Annotated in this window: 13 protein-coding genes; all 13 read left to right on the top strand. The window is 37.1% G+C overall.

Going from position 1 to position 14,759, the window contains the following annotated elements:
* Positions 1 to 61 precede the first annotated feature (61 nt).
* On the top strand, positions 62 to 3,067 hold the full coding sequence (locus GSF09_RS06075) for a TonB-dependent receptor (protein WP_159800054.1): 3,006 nt from the start codon (positions 62 to 64) through the stop codon (positions 3,065 to 3,067).
* Positions 3,068 to 3,080: 13 nt separating this feature from the next.
* Entirely contained in the window at positions 3,081 to 4,499 is a 1,419-nt protein-coding gene (locus tag GSF09_RS06070; RefSeq protein WP_159800053.1) for a RagB/SusD family nutrient uptake outer membrane protein, read from the top strand.
* Positions 4,496 to 5,311 (top strand): DUF1735 domain-containing protein, encoded by an 816-nt coding sequence (locus tag GSF09_RS06065; protein WP_159800052.1) that lies wholly within the window; start codon positions 4,496 to 4,498, stop codon positions 5,309 to 5,311. Before GSF09_RS06070 ends, GSF09_RS06065 begins: the two co-directional genes overlap by 4 nt.
* Positions 5,312 to 5,455: 144 nt before the next feature.
* Complete coding sequence (locus GSF09_RS06060; RefSeq protein WP_159800051.1) at positions 5,456 to 7,399, top strand: putative porin; 1,944 nt, start codon at positions 5,456 to 5,458, stop codon at positions 7,397 to 7,399.
* Positions 7,400 to 7,482: 83 nt separating this feature from the next.
* Complete coding sequence (locus tag GSF09_RS06055) at positions 7,483 to 8,844, top strand: pyridoxal-phosphate dependent enzyme (RefSeq protein ID WP_159800050.1); 1,362 nt, start codon at positions 7,483 to 7,485, stop codon at positions 8,842 to 8,844.
* Between the two features lie 53 nt (positions 8,845 to 8,897).
* Positions 8,898 to 9,410, top strand: coding sequence for a 3'-5' exonuclease (locus tag GSF09_RS06050; protein WP_159800049.1), 513 nt, complete (start codon positions 8,898 to 8,900; stop codon positions 9,408 to 9,410).
* Between the two features lie 11 nt (positions 9,411 to 9,421).
* Positions 9,422 to 10,690, top strand: a complete 1,269-nt coding sequence (locus tag GSF09_RS06045) for a DUF2851 family protein (protein ID WP_159800048.1) — start codon at positions 9,422 to 9,424, stop codon at positions 10,688 to 10,690.
* Positions 10,691 to 10,748: 58 nt separating this feature from the next.
* Entirely contained in the window at positions 10,749 to 10,970 is a 222-nt protein-coding gene (locus GSF09_RS06040) for a PspC domain-containing protein (RefSeq protein WP_159800047.1), read from the top strand.
* A gap of 3 nt (positions 10,971 to 10,973) precedes the next feature.
* Entirely contained in the window at positions 10,974 to 11,882 is a 909-nt protein-coding gene (locus GSF09_RS06035) for a helix-hairpin-helix domain-containing protein (RefSeq protein ID WP_159800046.1), read from the top strand.
* Positions 11,883 to 11,896: 14 nt separating this feature from the next.
* Positions 11,897 to 13,039: an acyl-CoA dehydrogenase family protein gene (locus GSF09_RS06030; protein WP_159800045.1), complete on the top strand. Its 1,143-nt coding sequence runs from the start codon at positions 11,897 to 11,899 to the stop codon at positions 13,037 to 13,039.
* Between the two features lie 67 nt (positions 13,040 to 13,106).
* Entirely contained in the window at positions 13,107 to 13,301 is a 195-nt protein-coding gene (rpsU, locus tag GSF09_RS06025) for a 30S ribosomal protein S21 (protein WP_159800044.1), read from the top strand.
* A 69-nt stretch (positions 13,302 to 13,370) separates the two neighbouring features.
* Positions 13,371 to 14,273 carry a tyrosine-type recombinase/integrase gene (locus GSF09_RS06020; RefSeq protein ID WP_159800043.1) on the top strand — a complete coding sequence of 301 codons (903 nt, stop codon included), beginning with the start codon at positions 13,371 to 13,373 and terminating at the stop codon, positions 14,271 to 14,273.
* Between the two features lie 24 nt (positions 14,274 to 14,297).
* Entirely contained in the window at positions 14,298 to 14,600 is a 303-nt protein-coding gene (gene hpf, locus GSF09_RS06015; RefSeq protein WP_159800042.1) for a ribosome hibernation-promoting factor, HPF/YfiA family, read from the top strand.
* The last annotated feature ends 159 nt before the right edge of the window (positions 14,601 to 14,759 follow it).

Genomic DNA, 14,759 nt, shown 5'->3' with positions numbered 1-14,759 from the left:
AATTTGTTTATTTACTAAATAATTTGGAAGTTTGCCTTTAACTAACTCAAATAATTTAAATATGAGATCTAAGTTTACTTGGTTTTTAACGCTCACAATGGCGTTTGTAATGTTTTCTGCGTATGCGCAGGAAAAAATTATTACCGGGGTGGTTACCGACTCGCAAGGGTTACCTATTCCTGGTGTTAATGTTGTGGTTCAGGGCGAAGCACAGGGTGTTCAGACAGATTTTGACGGTAAGTATTCTATATCGGCTTCTGCTGGTGAGAAACTTGTCTTCTCATTTGTAGGTATGATATCCCAAACTGCTACGGTTGGAACTTCAAATACTATTTCTATCCAGATGCGTGATGATGTAAAGATGCTGGAAGAGGTGGTTGTTAACAGTTATATTGGTGCGCAGGAGCGTACAAAAGTTACTGGTTCGGTTGCTACAGTTTCATCTGCAACAATTGAAAATAGTGCTTTTGGATCTTTTGACCAGACTTTACAAGGTCAGGCACCTGGTATAACTATAATGTCAGGTTCTGGCCAGCCAGGTACTGCTTCTAAAATAAGAATTAGGGGTACGGCATCTATCAATGAAGGAGCTAATTCACCTCTATTTATACTTGATGGTGTGCCTATTTCACCAAATGATTATCAATCATTAAACCAAAATGATTTTGCGTCAGTTTCTGTGCTTAAAGATGCTTCTGCTACTTCAATCTATGGTTCAAGGGCTTCTGCGGGTGTGATTGTTATAACCACTAAAAGAGGTGCTTATAATCAAAAAACTGAGTTTACATACCGTTCACAGGTTGGTATTTCTAAAGTTGGCGACCCTCAGTTTGACATGATGAATTCTTCGCAATTGCTTAGGTTTCAAAGGCTTGTTAATAATGGTATTGGTGCAGGTGCTGCTAACGGTGAGTTGTTTGGAACTCCTAATGGTGTTCCTTTGACAGATGCTCAGATTGCTGAGTTGGCTCAGGTAAATACAAATTGGAAAGATGTATTCTTCAGGACAGGTGTTACTCAAACACATGAGTTTAATATGCGTGGTGGTTCTGAAAAAACAAGATTTTTTAATTCAATAAATTACTTTGAGCAGGAAGGTATTGCTGAACGTTCAGATTTACAAAGATTTTCATTCAGGTCAAATTTAGAGAACAAGCCTAGCGAAACTTCATCTATAGGTTACAATATTAGTATGAACTTCTCTAAACAGAATGTTATTGACAGTGAAGGTGGTATATTTCTTCAAAACCCTTATGCTGCAGCCTACTTAGGTAGCCCCTATGATCCTGTGTATAGAGAAGATGGATCATATAATACCGGTCAGCGTTTTGTAGCAGGTAATGCATATGAAAATCTTATAAGGAATAAAAATGAAAATTTCCAGGTAAAAGTAGTAGGTAATTTATTTGCTGAAGCTGAATTATTTAAAAATGTATCAGCCCGTGTTGATTTTAGTGTAGATTATACTAATGATAATGGAGTTAGAGGGTCAAGGCCAAGTACTTATTTCGGTTCTACTGAAGAAAGGGGTCAACAAGGTTTTTACAGGCAGGCTAATCAATACGAAGCGAGGTTTAATACTACAACAAGAGTAAGTTATAGGAACGTTTTTGCTGAAAAGCATGACGTTGAGGTTAGTGTATTTACTGAATATTTCAAGCAACATTTTAAATCAGGCACCTTCCTTGGTTATGGTATTAATGAAAAACTTTTTGGATACCCTGCAAGTATAACAGCTGGTACTGCTGATAATAACTTTATACCTCAGGTAGGAGGTAGCGATCTTGAAAGAGGACTTTTCTCTTATTTTGCTACAGGAAGGTATGTGTATGATGGTAAATATACACTAGACGCTTCAATAAGAAGGGATGCTTCAAGTAGATTCTCAAACGCTAACCAATGGGGTACATTCTGGTCTGTTGGTGCTAACTGGAATATGAAAATGGAATCTTTCCTTTCTTCCGTAGATTTTATTACTAACCTTAACTTAAGGGCTAGTTATGGTACTACAGGTAATCAGGCTGGTATTGGAGATTTCCAGGAATTTGCAACATGGGGCTCAACATCTTATGGAGGTGTTCCTGGTATCGTTCAAACATCAGTTCCTAACCCACAATTACAATGGGAAGAAGGTCAGAAATTTAACGTAGGTGTTGATTTTGATTTATATGACCACAGGGTTTTTGGATCAGTAGATTTTTATAACAATATAACAAATAAGCTTTTGATAGATCAAAGACTACCATTAGAAAGTGGTTTAGGTGTTATCGATCAAAATGCCGGTGAGATGAGTAACAGAGGTATTGATCTTTCAATAGAAGCTGTTGTTTTAAGAAACAGGGAAAATAACCTTTCACTTAGCTTTTACGCAAATTACAACTATAACAGAAACAGGATTGAAGATCTAGGACAAGTTTCTGAATTTATCCAGGGAACTGCGATAGTAAGAGAAGGTCTACCTTATGGTTCTCATTACGCTGTGGGTTGGGCAGGTGTAAATCCTGCTAATGGTCAGCCATTGTATTATGATGCTAACGGAAATGTAACAACTGTATATAATGAAGAGGATAATTCAGTAGCAAGATGGGGTACATCAGAGCCTGTTTATAGCGGTGGTTTTGGACACAGGTTTACTTATAAAGGCTTTGATTTCTCAACTCTGTTTACATTCTTTGGTAAATATGACCGTTACAATAACCAAACTTTCTTTAGTGAAAACCCTAACTTTGCACAATACAATCAATCAACTAAAATGTTGACTATGTGGCAAAATCCTGGGGATATAACTGAGGTACAGAGCTACCAGTACAACCGTGAGTTCTCTTCTAAAGATATTGAAGATGCATCGTTCATACGTTTCAAAAATATCCAGCTAGGATATACCTTCAGTAAAAAACAGTTAGAGAACCTTGATTTCCTTTCAAGTGTACGCTTTTACTTACAAGGTCAAAACCTTGCTACATGGACAAAATTCACTGGATTTGACCCTGAAGATAGTAACAATATAGCTACATATGAATACCCAACACCAAAAATTTATACATTTGGAGTTGATGTTAAATTCTAAAAAATTGAAAACTATGAAAATAATTAAGTATTTGTTTTTGACAATTCTTTCAGGAGTTGTCCTTTCATCCTGCTCGGATGCCTATGATGTGGATCCTGGGGATGAAATTACAGATGAAAACGCTATTACTAATGTTGCTGATTTGGAATCAGCCCTTACAGGCGTTTATGCATCTATTGGTGGTAGAAGTTTTATAGAGTGGAGTGCTTACTTTACTGATGAAACTAGAAAAGGTGACCTAAATGCCGGCCAAGGTGTTCAGGTGCACACTTGGTCAATAAATTCAGGTAATACTGAAGCTGAATCGTATTATTCAGGAATTTATGGTACTATTAACAGAGTTAACACCGTATTAGGTAAGATTGACCAGATTTCTGTTAATGGTGAAGCAGATGTTAATGCTAGAGAAAGAGTAAGAGCTGAGCTATTAGCTATAAGGGCTATGTGCCATTTTGATTTATTACGTTTCTTCTCTCCTGCATACGAAGCTTCATCTTTAGGTGTGCCAATTGTTGATAAGGTAATTATTTACGAAAAGCTTCCAAGAAACACTTTTGGTGAAGTTATTGCTTTTGTTAAAGAGGATTTAGCTACAGCTTACGAAACTCTTTCAACTTTAAGTGATAATTCAGATGTAACCAGGCTAACTCCTGTGGGTGTTCAGGCTATAAGGGCAAGGGTTGCACTATATAATAAAGAATATAATGATGCAATTACTTTTGCTAACGATGTAATTAATGTGATACCTCTTGCAACACCTGCTAATTACAATGATATTTGGTTAGATACTGAAGATCATGTTGAAAGTGCTTTTAAATTAAGAAGAGCCGTAGGTGATGCGGCTGTAGGTACTGTATTTACAGAAACTGACGGGCGTGTTTACTTTAACATTTCTTACGATTTATTTGACCAATTTACTTCAGGTGATGTAAGGGCAACTGCGGGTGCTTTATATGACCCAGCCAGTACTTTAAATAATTTAATTGTTGGTAAGTACAATAACAGAGCGGGCAACCCTCAATTGGCTGATATTAAATTATACAGAGTTGCAGAAATGTATTTAATTGTAGCTGAAGCCCAGGTATTAAAACCAGGTTCTGATTTGGATGCAGGTGAGGCAGCTATAAATACTTTAAGAGCATCAAGAAGAACTAATGCTTCTGCTCTTCCTGACCTTAATTTTACAGATGTAACTGATGCAATCAATAAAATTTTGGCTGAAAGAAGAAAAGAGCTTGCTTTTGAAGGCCATAGATTCTTTGATCTTAAGAGACTTAACAGGGGTGTTGACAGAATTCCTTCTGATGTAGTTTTAAATCCTTTTGCTGAAGACCTTCCCGCAGGTGATTACAGGTTTACATTACCTATACCGGCAGCAGCTATTCAGTATAATAATAACCTTGTTCCAAATCCAAATTATACATCACAATGAAAAAGATAACTTTATTTTTAATGACTTTCGCATTACTGGGTTTAACCTCATGTGATGATGAAGATGCTCAGGTTTTTAACCCTTCTGATGGTGATCTAGCTTATTTTACAAAAAGTACGGCTGGTAAATTACCAATAAGGGAAGAAAATGTAACAGGCTCATACTTTATTGAAGTTGGGTCCACTACAAAGAGCAATGTTGATAGGCAAATAGAAGTTTCAATTGTTACAGAAAACACCACTGCTGATCCTTCAATGTATACTATTGACCCTGCAACTCTTGTTATACCTGCAGGTGAATATGTAGGTAAAGTTAAAGTTTCAAGTTCTTATGCAGCCCTTCCACCTATTGGTGAGACTGCGGTTTTAGCTTTAAAACTTGATAGTGTTGATGGTACTGAAATAGTTACAGAGCAAGGTTCAGATATGTTTGCATTAACAATGTTCAAATCTTGTGCAATTGATAATTTCCCGACTACATATAATGTGCTTGTTTCTGCCTTTGGACAGAGTGCTCCTTCACACGTAGTTAACTTTGTAGCATTGGCTGATGAAAATACATATTCAATTTCATCAAGCTGGGGTCCTAATTTTGTAGCATGGGCTACAGATGATCCTTCTTATGAAGATTCATATTATTATCCGGGTACAATTGAAATTAGCTGTACTAATGCTGTATCTTTTGTAGGTGAATTTGGTTCAGGAACGGGTACTTATGATCCGGGGTCAGGACTGATTACTTTGACAATTGATCAGGATTTATTCACAGGTTCATTTACTATTGACCTTATATTTATGCCACAATTGGGATAAAATAATAAAAATATAGTATTTAAATAAAGAAAGCGGAGTTTAACACTCCGCTTTTTTATTTATGTTTATAATAGAGTAATTTTATATGTAGATTTATAAGAGATGGTAGTAAAAGTATATCTTTGCCCTATATGAAATTACTTTATGCGTTATAATTTTTTACTATTTCTACTACTGTTTTCTATTTCTGTTTTAGGTCAGGAGAAAAAAAGCAATGAAAACAAAAAACCTTTAGGAAAAGCTTTAGTAAATAAAGATAAGCTGTCAACTGCAGATACTATAGCCACTATTGGCATGTATAAAATTATAACTCTTGACAGGGATACTACTTTTGTTGATACTTCACTAACAATCCAAAATGAATATAAAGTTAATTATCTCAGAAAGGATAATTTTGGCTTGCTTCCCTTTTCTAATGAAGGACAGCCTTACAATATTCTTGATTATGGATTAACGGACTTCGATCCTTTTCCCGGTTTTGGTTTTAAAGGTAAACATTTTGCATACCTTGAGGTTGACGATATTAATTATTACAATGTTGCCACCCCTTATACTGACCTGTTTTACCGCTCTGTGATTGAGCAGGGGCAAATGCTTGATGCTTTTATTACTCTTAATACTTCCGAAAATTTAAATTTTGCTGTTGCTTATAAAGGATTACGTTCATTAGGAAGATACATAAACCAATTGTCCAGTAATGGAAATTTCAGGTTTATTACAAGTTATAATACTTCTGATAAGAGATATAATTTAAAACTGCATTTTACCGCACAGGATTTTTCCAATCAGGAAAATGGAGGTATTATTAATACTGAACTTTTTGAAGAAAGCGAGGAACCTTACAATCAAAGAGAGCGTCTTGATGTTTATTTCAGGGATGCCAATTCAATTTTAAAGGGCAACCGCTATTTTTTTGACCATACTTTTAGGTTGAGCAAATCCAATCCTAACAGTATTGTATTGCACCATCAGTTTAATTATGAAAATAAATTCTTTGAATTTACCCAGCCTACAGTTAGTGCAAGGTTTGGCGAAGCCTATAAGTCGTCAATAAATAATAAAACCAGGTTTAACAGGATGTATAACCTTATAGGGGCTGCTTATACTAATGAAGATATTGGCACACTTGAATTTTATTTAGAGGATTATAATTATAATTATTATTATAAAACTATTATACTCAATTCAGGTGGTGGAATAGGAATACCAAATTCTCTTAACGACAGGATAAATACATATGGTGCTAAGTACACGTACCAAAAAAATAAATTAAAAGGCAGTGTTTTGGTTTCCAATTCTATTACTGATCAATCATTGGCATCAATTGATGCTTCTGCAAGGTATCGTTTTGATGATAAGAATGAAATTTCTGTCCGATACCAGAATATGAATAAACTGCCAGATTTAAATTATAACCTTTATCAAAGTGATTATGTAAACTACAACTGGTATAATAATTTTAAAAACGAAAAAATAAACAGCATAGAAGCTGAAGCCAAAACAAAGTGGCTTACAGCTTCGGTACAATACTCAATACTTAAAGATCATTTATATTTTACACGTACTAGCAATTATCTGGCACCAGACACAGAGGGTATTGATACTTTATTAGTTGCACCTGCACAATACGGCAGAACTATAAATTATTTTTCTGCCAAAGTAGGAAGGGAGTTTAAGTTTTGGAAATTTGGCCTTGATAATACCCTGCTTTATCAAAAGGTGGGGCAGGATGAAAATGTTTTAAATGTGCCTGAATTTACTACCAGGAATACATTTTATTTCTCCGATCATTTCTTTAAAAAGGCACTTTTTCTGCAGGCAGGAGTTACATTCCAGTACTTTACTGAATACCACATGAATGGCTACAATCCATTGTTAGGGGAATTTTACACGCAGGACAGGCAAAAATTTGGTGGCTTTCCTTTACTGGATTTTTTCCTTAATGCAAAAATACAGCAATTCAGGGTTTTTATTAAAGCAGAACATTTCAATTCATCGTTTACAGGATACAATTATTACTCTGCACCAAATTACCCTTACAGGGATTTTACACTAAGGTTTGGTGTAATATGGGATTTCTTTTCATAACCACCGTTCTTAACTGTTTTTTAAATTTTAAACCAATATCTTTGCCCTGATTTTAGTATTGGCAATAAAAGTTAAACCTGAAGATGAAATACGCAAAAAATATACTTGAAACAATAGGTAATACCCCTTTAGTTAAACTCAATAAGGTAACAGAAGGTATTGATGCCCTTGTTTTGGCAAAAGTGGAAACTTTTAATCCGGGTAACTCGGTAAAGGACAGGATGGCAGTTAAAATGATTGAGGATGCAGAGGCAGACGGCAGATTAAAGCCCGGCGGTACTATTATAGAAGGTACTTCGGGTAATACAGGCATGGGGCTTGCGCTTGCAGCCATTGTGAAAGGTTATAAACTCATATGCGTTATTTCAGACAAGCAGTCTAAGGAGAAAATGGATATACTTAGGGCTGTGGGAGCTAAAGTAGTGGTATGCCCTACAGATGTGGAACCAACAGACCCACGCTCTTATTATTCGGTTTCAAAAAGGCTTGCGGAAGAAACGCCAAATGCATGGTATGTTAATCAATATGATAACCCTTCTAATGCACAGGCGCATTATGAACAGACAGGGCCTGAAATATGGGAGCAGACAGAAGGCAAAATAACTCACTTTGTTGTGGGTGTTGGTACGGGTGGTACTATTTCTGGAGTTGCAAAATACCTCAAGGAAAAAAATCCTGCTATTAAAATATGGGGTATTGATACCTATGGTTCTGTATTTAAAAAATACCATGAAACAGGTGTGTTTGATGAAAATGAAATATATTCCTATATAACCGAGGGTATTGGTGAAGATATACTGCCTAAAAATGTTGATTTTTCACTGATTGACGGCTTTACCAAAGTAACGGACAAAGATGCTGCCGTATATACCCGCAAGCTGGCTATGGAGGAAGGTATATTTGTAGGTAATTCAGCCGGTGCAGCTATAAAAGGGTTGTTACAGTTAAAAGATGAATTTAAGCCCGATGATGTAATTGTAGTGCTTTTTCATGACAGTGGCAGCCGCTATGTAGGTAAAATGTTTAATGATGACTGGATGCGTGAGCGCGGCTTCCTTGATGAGGAAATAACCAAGGCAGAAGATTTGATTAAAGACCATGCTGATAAACCATTGGTTGTAGTACGTACGGAAGAACTGGTGTCGCATGCTATAGAGCGTTTGCGGAAATATAAAATATCCCAAATTCCTGTTATAGATACTACAGGATTTGTAGGTTCGGTAGATGAAACGGATTTATTCAGGAGTTATGTGGAAGATAAGGACATAGCTGAAAAGCCTGTGCGTGAGGTAATGGGCAAGCCCTATCCGGTTGTTCAGGCCAATACATCAGTTGAGGAAGTTTCCAAACTGATAAACAAAGATAACCAGGCCGTATTGGTAAACCTGGGTAATGGCAGGCATCATATTATTACTAAACATGATATTATTAGTTCTATTAAATAATTACTGAGTATTTTATATATTTAAAGAGCCGAAAGGCTCTTTTATTTTTTAATATGGCATCATTTACGGCAATAGATTTTGAAACGGCAACAGGTTACGCACATAGTGCATGTGCTGTGGGTATTGTTACTGTTGAAGAGGGTGTTATAACCGAAGAATACCATACACTTATCCAGCCGCCTGATAATGAATACTGGTACAGGAATGTGATGGTTCACGGTATTAAGCCCGTAGAAACTATTGAGATGCCTACTTTTGATGTGTTGTTTCCTGAAATCAGGCAAAGGCTCTTTGGCAGGACAGTTGTGGCGCATAATGAAGCTTTTGACCGTAATGTGCTTATAAAAACAATGCGCTATTACGGGCTGTATTATGACGAACTGGAATTGGCGGATAGATGGGAATGTACCTGCCGTATATACAGGGCTAAAGGCTATAAGCCGGCAAACCTTAAAGCATGCAGCGACAGGCATGGTATAGTACTTAATCACCATGAGGCACTGTCTGATGCAAGAGCTTGTGCAAAGCTGTACCTTTTGCACAACGGCCAGGTGAAATTATTTTAATATATCACTTAATGAAGGAAGATTTTTTACATTACATCTGGCAATTTAAAAAATTTAACCAGCAAAGGCTTAATACAGTACAGGGTGAAAGCATACAGATTTTGGCTGCCGGACAGTACCTGCAAAAGTCGGGGCCTGATTTTTTTAATGCCCGTATTGTTATAGGTAAGCAGGAATGGGCCGGGAATGTTGAAATACATATTAAATCTTCAGACTGGTACCTGCACAATCATGAAAACGACAGTGCTTATGACAATGTAATACTTCATGTGGTGTGGGAGCATGATACAGAAGTCCTTCGCAAAGATGCTACCCAAATACCTGTACTGGAATTAAAAAATATTACAGATTCAGCAGCCTTGCAAAATTATAATGCACTCGCTTCTTCCAAAACATGGATATACTGCGAAAACGAACTCGAAAAACTTAACAGCTTTGTATTTGAAAACTGGAAAGAAAGGTTATTTTTTGAGCGTTTAGAACGTAAGGCATTGCCTGTACTGCAACTTGCAAATGAAACCGCTAATGACTGGGAAGCGGTACTTTTTTGCTTTCTTGCCCGAAGCTTCGGTTTAAATACCAACGGTGAGGCATTTTATACCATGGCGCGCTCTATACCTTTTCACATAATCAGGAAAGAAAGTTTTGAAGCTGAAAATCTGGAAGCATTATTTCTCGGCAGGATAGGCATGCTGGATGGAGAACATGAAGATGTTTATTATAAAGATTTAAAATTGAGGTATAATTATTTATGCCATAAATACAGCCTTGAAAGGGCTTATATAGCCAAACCGGAATTTTTTAGGCATCGGCCTGATAACTTCCCTACAATAAGGCTTTCCCAACTGGCTCAATTATACCATCGGTATCAAAATTTATTTTCATTGATTGTTAATGCTGTTGATGTAAAAGCTATACATACTATTTTTAAAGTACAGGTTTCGGCATATTGGCAAACGCATTATACTTTTGATAATGACAGTCCTAAAAAAACCAAAGCTCTTACTTCTGCTTTTATTGACCTGATTATTATAAATACAGTAATTCCGTTTCGTTTTGCCTATAGAAAAAGTACCGGAAAAGAAAACAGTGAAGAGCTGATTGCAATATTGCAGCAGGTTGCCGCCGAGAAAAATTCTATTATAGAAAAATTCCTGAAATTTAAAGTACCCGTTGCAACCGCTTATGACAGCCAGGCTTTGTTGCAGCTTAAAAATGAATATTGTAATAGTAAACGCTGTATGCAGTGTGCGGTAGGGCTTGAATTATTAAAAAGTTAGTAGTGGCAAATTGCCGTTTACAATTAAAAATGTACTTTTGGAAGATATAAACGCTAGTATGGTAACAAATATCAGGCATTTTTTTGAAAAGCATGGGTTTGAGGTTTCTTCCCGGCTGGCAGACAGGTTGGGTATGCGGGCTACCAATGTGCGTTTATTCTTTATCTATATTTCCTTTGTTACAGTAGGGCTATGGTTTGGTGTTTACCTTACCCTTGCTTTCTGGCTAAGGTTAAAAGATATGATTTACACCAAAAGAAGTTCGGTTTTCGACTTATAGCCAATGAAAGGGCCGTTCCAGTTTTTTCTTAAATTTAATAAAGGACAGCGAAAAGGCATACTTGCACTTTTCCTGTTGATTATAACCATTCAGGCCGGCTACCTGGTTTACAGTTCCTCTACAATTATAAGCAAAAGAAAGCAGTCAGCCGAGGAGAAGGAGTGGCTGTCTCTGCAAACGGAAATCGATGCATTAAAGGCAAGGTATAACGTGAAAAAAACCGTTATCTATCCGTTTAATCCTAATTTTATTACAGATTACAAGGGTTATACACTGGGTATGTCGGTGGCTGAAATAGGCAGGCTGCATAAGTTCAGGGAAACGGGTAAGTATGTAAACTCAGCGCAGGAGTTCCAGCTTGTAACAAAAGTTTCTGACAGCCTTTTGCAAACTATATCTCCCTACTTTAAATTTCCCGACTGGGTAGTAAATAAAAAGCGCAATGGTATTTCCCAAAAAGAAAAGCCCGGATACTACACAAAACAAAGTAATAAAGCAAAAGAAAAAGCTTTACCTGTATTAGATATCAACCAGGCGACGGAAGAAGATTTGGATAAGGTTTTTGGCATCGGGCCTTATTTTGCCAAAATGATACTGCGCAGGCGCTCCCAACTGGGGGCTTATGTAAGTATGGAGCAGATGGATGATTTTGAAAAATTATCACCCGAGGCAGTTGCCGGGCTGAAAAAAACATTTAAAGTAGGCGATGCCCCACAGGTAACAAAACTCAATATCAATTCGGCATCATTAAACCAGTTGGCTTATTTTCCCTATTTTAATAAAAGTCTTGCCAAAGCCATCATTACACAACGCAGTATGTATGGTAAAATTCCAAATATTGAGGAATTGTTAAAAATTAATGATTTTCCTGTTGAAAAAGTAAAAATAATTGCCTTATATTTGGAATTCTAAAAAATAAGGCTAAAATGAATTTTGACTACAGCGAAACACAACAAATGATTGCACAGTCAATCAGGGATTTTTCCGAACAACATATCAGGCCCTTTATTAGGGAGTGGGATGAAAGCCAGCATTTCCCGGTAGATTTATTTAAAAAACTGGGCGAAATGGGCTATATGGGAGTCCTTGTTCCTGAAGAGTATGGAGGTTCGGGCTTAAATTATCATGAATATATAACTATAGTTGAAGAAATATCAAAGGTAGATCCGTCTATTGGGCTGTCAGTGGCTGCACATAATTCCCTATGTACTAATCATATACTTACTTTTGGAAATGAGGAGCAGAAAAAGAAATGGCTGCCTAAGTTGGCGACTGCCGAACATATTGGTGCATGGGGGCTTACGGAACACAATACCGGCTCTGATGCAGGAGGGATGAATACAACTGCCGTTAAAGATGGCGACCACTGGATTGTAAACGGTGCCAAAAATTTTATTACCCATGCAAAATCAGGTGATATTGCTGTTGTGATAGTAAGGACGGGTGAAAAAGGCGACTCTAAAGGCATGACTGCATTTGTTTTTGAAAAAGGTATGCAAGGCTTTACAAGCGGTAAAAAGGAAGATAAACTGGGAATGCGCGCCAGCGAAACAGCCGAGCTTATTTTTGATAACTGCCGTGTGCCGGATGCTAACAGGCTGGGCGAAGTAGGCGAAGGTTTTATACAGGCTATGAAAATACTGGACGGAGGGCGTATATCAATTGGTGCATTATCTTTAGGTATTGCAAAGGGAGCTTATGAAGCAGCGCTTAAATACTCCAAAGAAAGGCAACAATTTGGGCAGCCTATCAGTAATTTTCAGGGAATAGCTTTTAAGCTGGCTGATATGGCTACTGAAATTGAAGCGTCTGAATTATTATTGCATAAAGCAGCTTATCTTAAAAATAACAACAGAAAAATGACTGTTGCGGGAGCAATGAGTAAAATGTACTCTTCCGAAGTGTGTGTAAAAGTTTCAAACGAAGCGGTACAGATACACGGCGGATATGGTTATACCAAAGATTACCCGGTAGAGAAATTTTACAGGGACTCCAAGCTTTGCACCATAGGAGAAGGTACAACTGAGATTCAGAAACTTGTAATTTCACGTAACCTGCTAAAAGAATAGCATAAAGTTTTGGTTGTTTTAATAATTGTATTATTTTTGCAGCCTTAACGAAAGGAGGTGTTAAAGTATGTTGATTATACCAGTAAAAGACGGAGAAAATATCGATAAGGCCCTAAAGCGCTACAAAAGGAAGTTTGACAAAACCGGAGTTGTACGTCAGCTTAGAAGCCGTCAGCAGTTTACAAAACCTTCTGTTGTAAGGAGAGGCCAGATTCAAAAAGCAGCTTACATCCAGGGATTAAGAGATGCGGCTGAAAACTAATTAGTTTTTTGAACTAAATTATATAACCGTTAACAGTAAAAACTTAAATTTGCTGTTAACGGTTTTTTTATGGTTGATTCCAAACAGGCATACAGCGACTATTTGCTGAAAGAAAAAAACTACTCCCTTTTAACGCTCAGGGCGTACACAGATGATGTGGCATCGTTTGAAAAATTTATAAAGGAGAACGATAGTGAAATAGCCCTTGAGGATGTGCTGTACAGTCATATAAGGGCCTGGATAGTACACCTTGTAGAGGCGGGGCTTTCCAATACTTCGGTTAACAGGAAAATATCGTCCCTAAAGTCATTTTATAAATTTCTTTTGCGTTCCCGGCAGATAGAAACCAGCCCGCTGCAAAAGCATAAATCATTAAAAACTGCCAAAAAGGTTCAGATTCCTTTTTCGGAAAAGGAACTGGAGGATGTTATTGCCTATAATGATTATCCTGATGATTTTGAAGGGGTAAGGAACAGGTTGATAATAGAGTTGTTTTATACTACCGGCATGAGGCGTGCCGAACTTATAAGTTTAAAACTGTCCGGGTTTGATGCCGGGAGCAATACTTTAAAAGTTTTGGGAAAGCGTAATAAAGAGAGAATACTGCCGCTGCTGGGTTGCACTGCATCCCTTATTACGGAATATCTTTCCTACAGGGCTTCGCTTAAAAATATAACCGATACCGATGTGTTAATTTTGTCTGGGAAGGGAAATAAATTGAGCGAATCTTTTGTTTATAGGTTAATAAATTGTTACTTTAGTGTTGTCTCCGGAAAGGTTAAAAAGAGCCCACACGTTTTGCGGCACACTTTTGCAACCCACTTACTTAACAACGGGGCCGATTTAAATTCAGTAAAAGAGTTACTAGGGCACGCAAGTTTGTCATCAACCCAAATATATACCCACAGCAGCCTGGCTGAACTTAAAAAGGTATATAAGGATGCGCATCCCCGTAACCGAAATGACTCTTAGTGTTTAATATTAAAAGTTATTATTATGAAAGTAAACGTTCATGCAGTCAACTTTAATGTTGACAGGAAACTTGTTGGCTTTGTTCAGGCACGTTTGGATAAACTGGAAAAGTATTATGACAGGGTGGTTTATTCGGATGTTTTTTTTAAGCTGGATAACTCGAATGATAAGGTGAACAAAATCGCCGAGATTAAGGTGAATGTGCCCGGTAATGAACTTATAGTTAAAAAGCAATGCAAAACCTTTGAGGAGGCAGTAGAACTGGCTGCCGATTCTATGGAGCGTTTACTGGTAAAGAGGAAACAAAAAATTAGGGCAAATACATAAATAGATAAAAAAAGAATCAAAAATATTTTGATTAAAAAATAAATTCTATACATTTGCAGTCCGTTAGAAATAGCGGGCTTTTTTTATTATTTAAGTTGCCGGTGTAGCTCAGCTGGCTAGAGCAGCTGATTTGTAATCAGCAGGTCGTGGGTTCGAGTC

Origin of the sequence: Flavobacterium sp. MK4S-17, from assembly GCF_009848495.1 — a bacterium.
Lineage (GTDB): Bacteria > Bacteroidota > Bacteroidia > Flavobacteriales > Flavobacteriaceae > Flavobacterium.
Note: the sequence above shows the minus strand (reverse complement) of the source record. Positions and strands in the feature narration are given on the sequence as shown.

Bases quoted from the DNA above. Each gene is read 5' to 3' on its own strand.
- GSF09_RS06020 (WP_159800043.1), top strand. From the start codon at position 13,371: ATGGTTGATTCCAAACAGGCATACAGCGACTATTTGCTGAAAGAAAAA.
- rpsU (WP_159800044.1), top strand. From the start codon at position 13,107: ATGTTGATTATACCAGTAAAAGACGGAGAAAATATCGATAAGGCCCTA.
- GSF09_RS06040 (WP_159800047.1), top strand. From the start codon at position 10,749: ATGGTAACAAATATCAGGCATTTTTTTGAAAAGCATGGGTTTGAGGTT.
- GSF09_RS06030 (WP_159800045.1), top strand. From the start codon at position 11,897: ATGAATTTTGACTACAGCGAAACACAACAAATGATTGCACAGTCAATC.
- GSF09_RS06070 (WP_159800053.1), top strand. From the start codon at position 3,081: ATGAAAATAATTAAGTATTTGTTTTTGACAATTCTTTCAGGAGTTGTC.
- GSF09_RS06055 (WP_159800050.1), top strand. From the start codon at position 7,483: ATGAAATACGCAAAAAATATACTTGAAACAATAGGTAATACCCCTTTA.
- GSF09_RS06075 (WP_159800054.1), top strand. From the start codon at position 62: ATGAGATCTAAGTTTACTTGGTTTTTAACGCTCACAATGGCGTTTGTA.
- hpf (WP_159800042.1), top strand. From the start codon at position 14,298: ATGAAAGTAAACGTTCATGCAGTCAACTTTAATGTTGACAGGAAACTT.
- GSF09_RS06050 (WP_159800049.1), top strand. From the start codon at position 8,898: ATGGCATCATTTACGGCAATAGATTTTGAAACGGCAACAGGTTACGCA.
- GSF09_RS06045 (WP_159800048.1), top strand. From the start codon at position 9,422: ATGAAGGAAGATTTTTTACATTACATCTGGCAATTTAAAAAATTTAAC.
- GSF09_RS06035 (WP_159800046.1), top strand. From the start codon at position 10,974: ATGAAAGGGCCGTTCCAGTTTTTTCTTAAATTTAATAAAGGACAGCGA.
- GSF09_RS06060 (WP_159800051.1), top strand. From the start codon at position 5,456: ATGCGTTATAATTTTTTACTATTTCTACTACTGTTTTCTATTTCTGTT.
- GSF09_RS06065 (WP_159800052.1), top strand. From the start codon at position 4,496: ATGAAAAAGATAACTTTATTTTTAATGACTTTCGCATTACTGGGTTTA.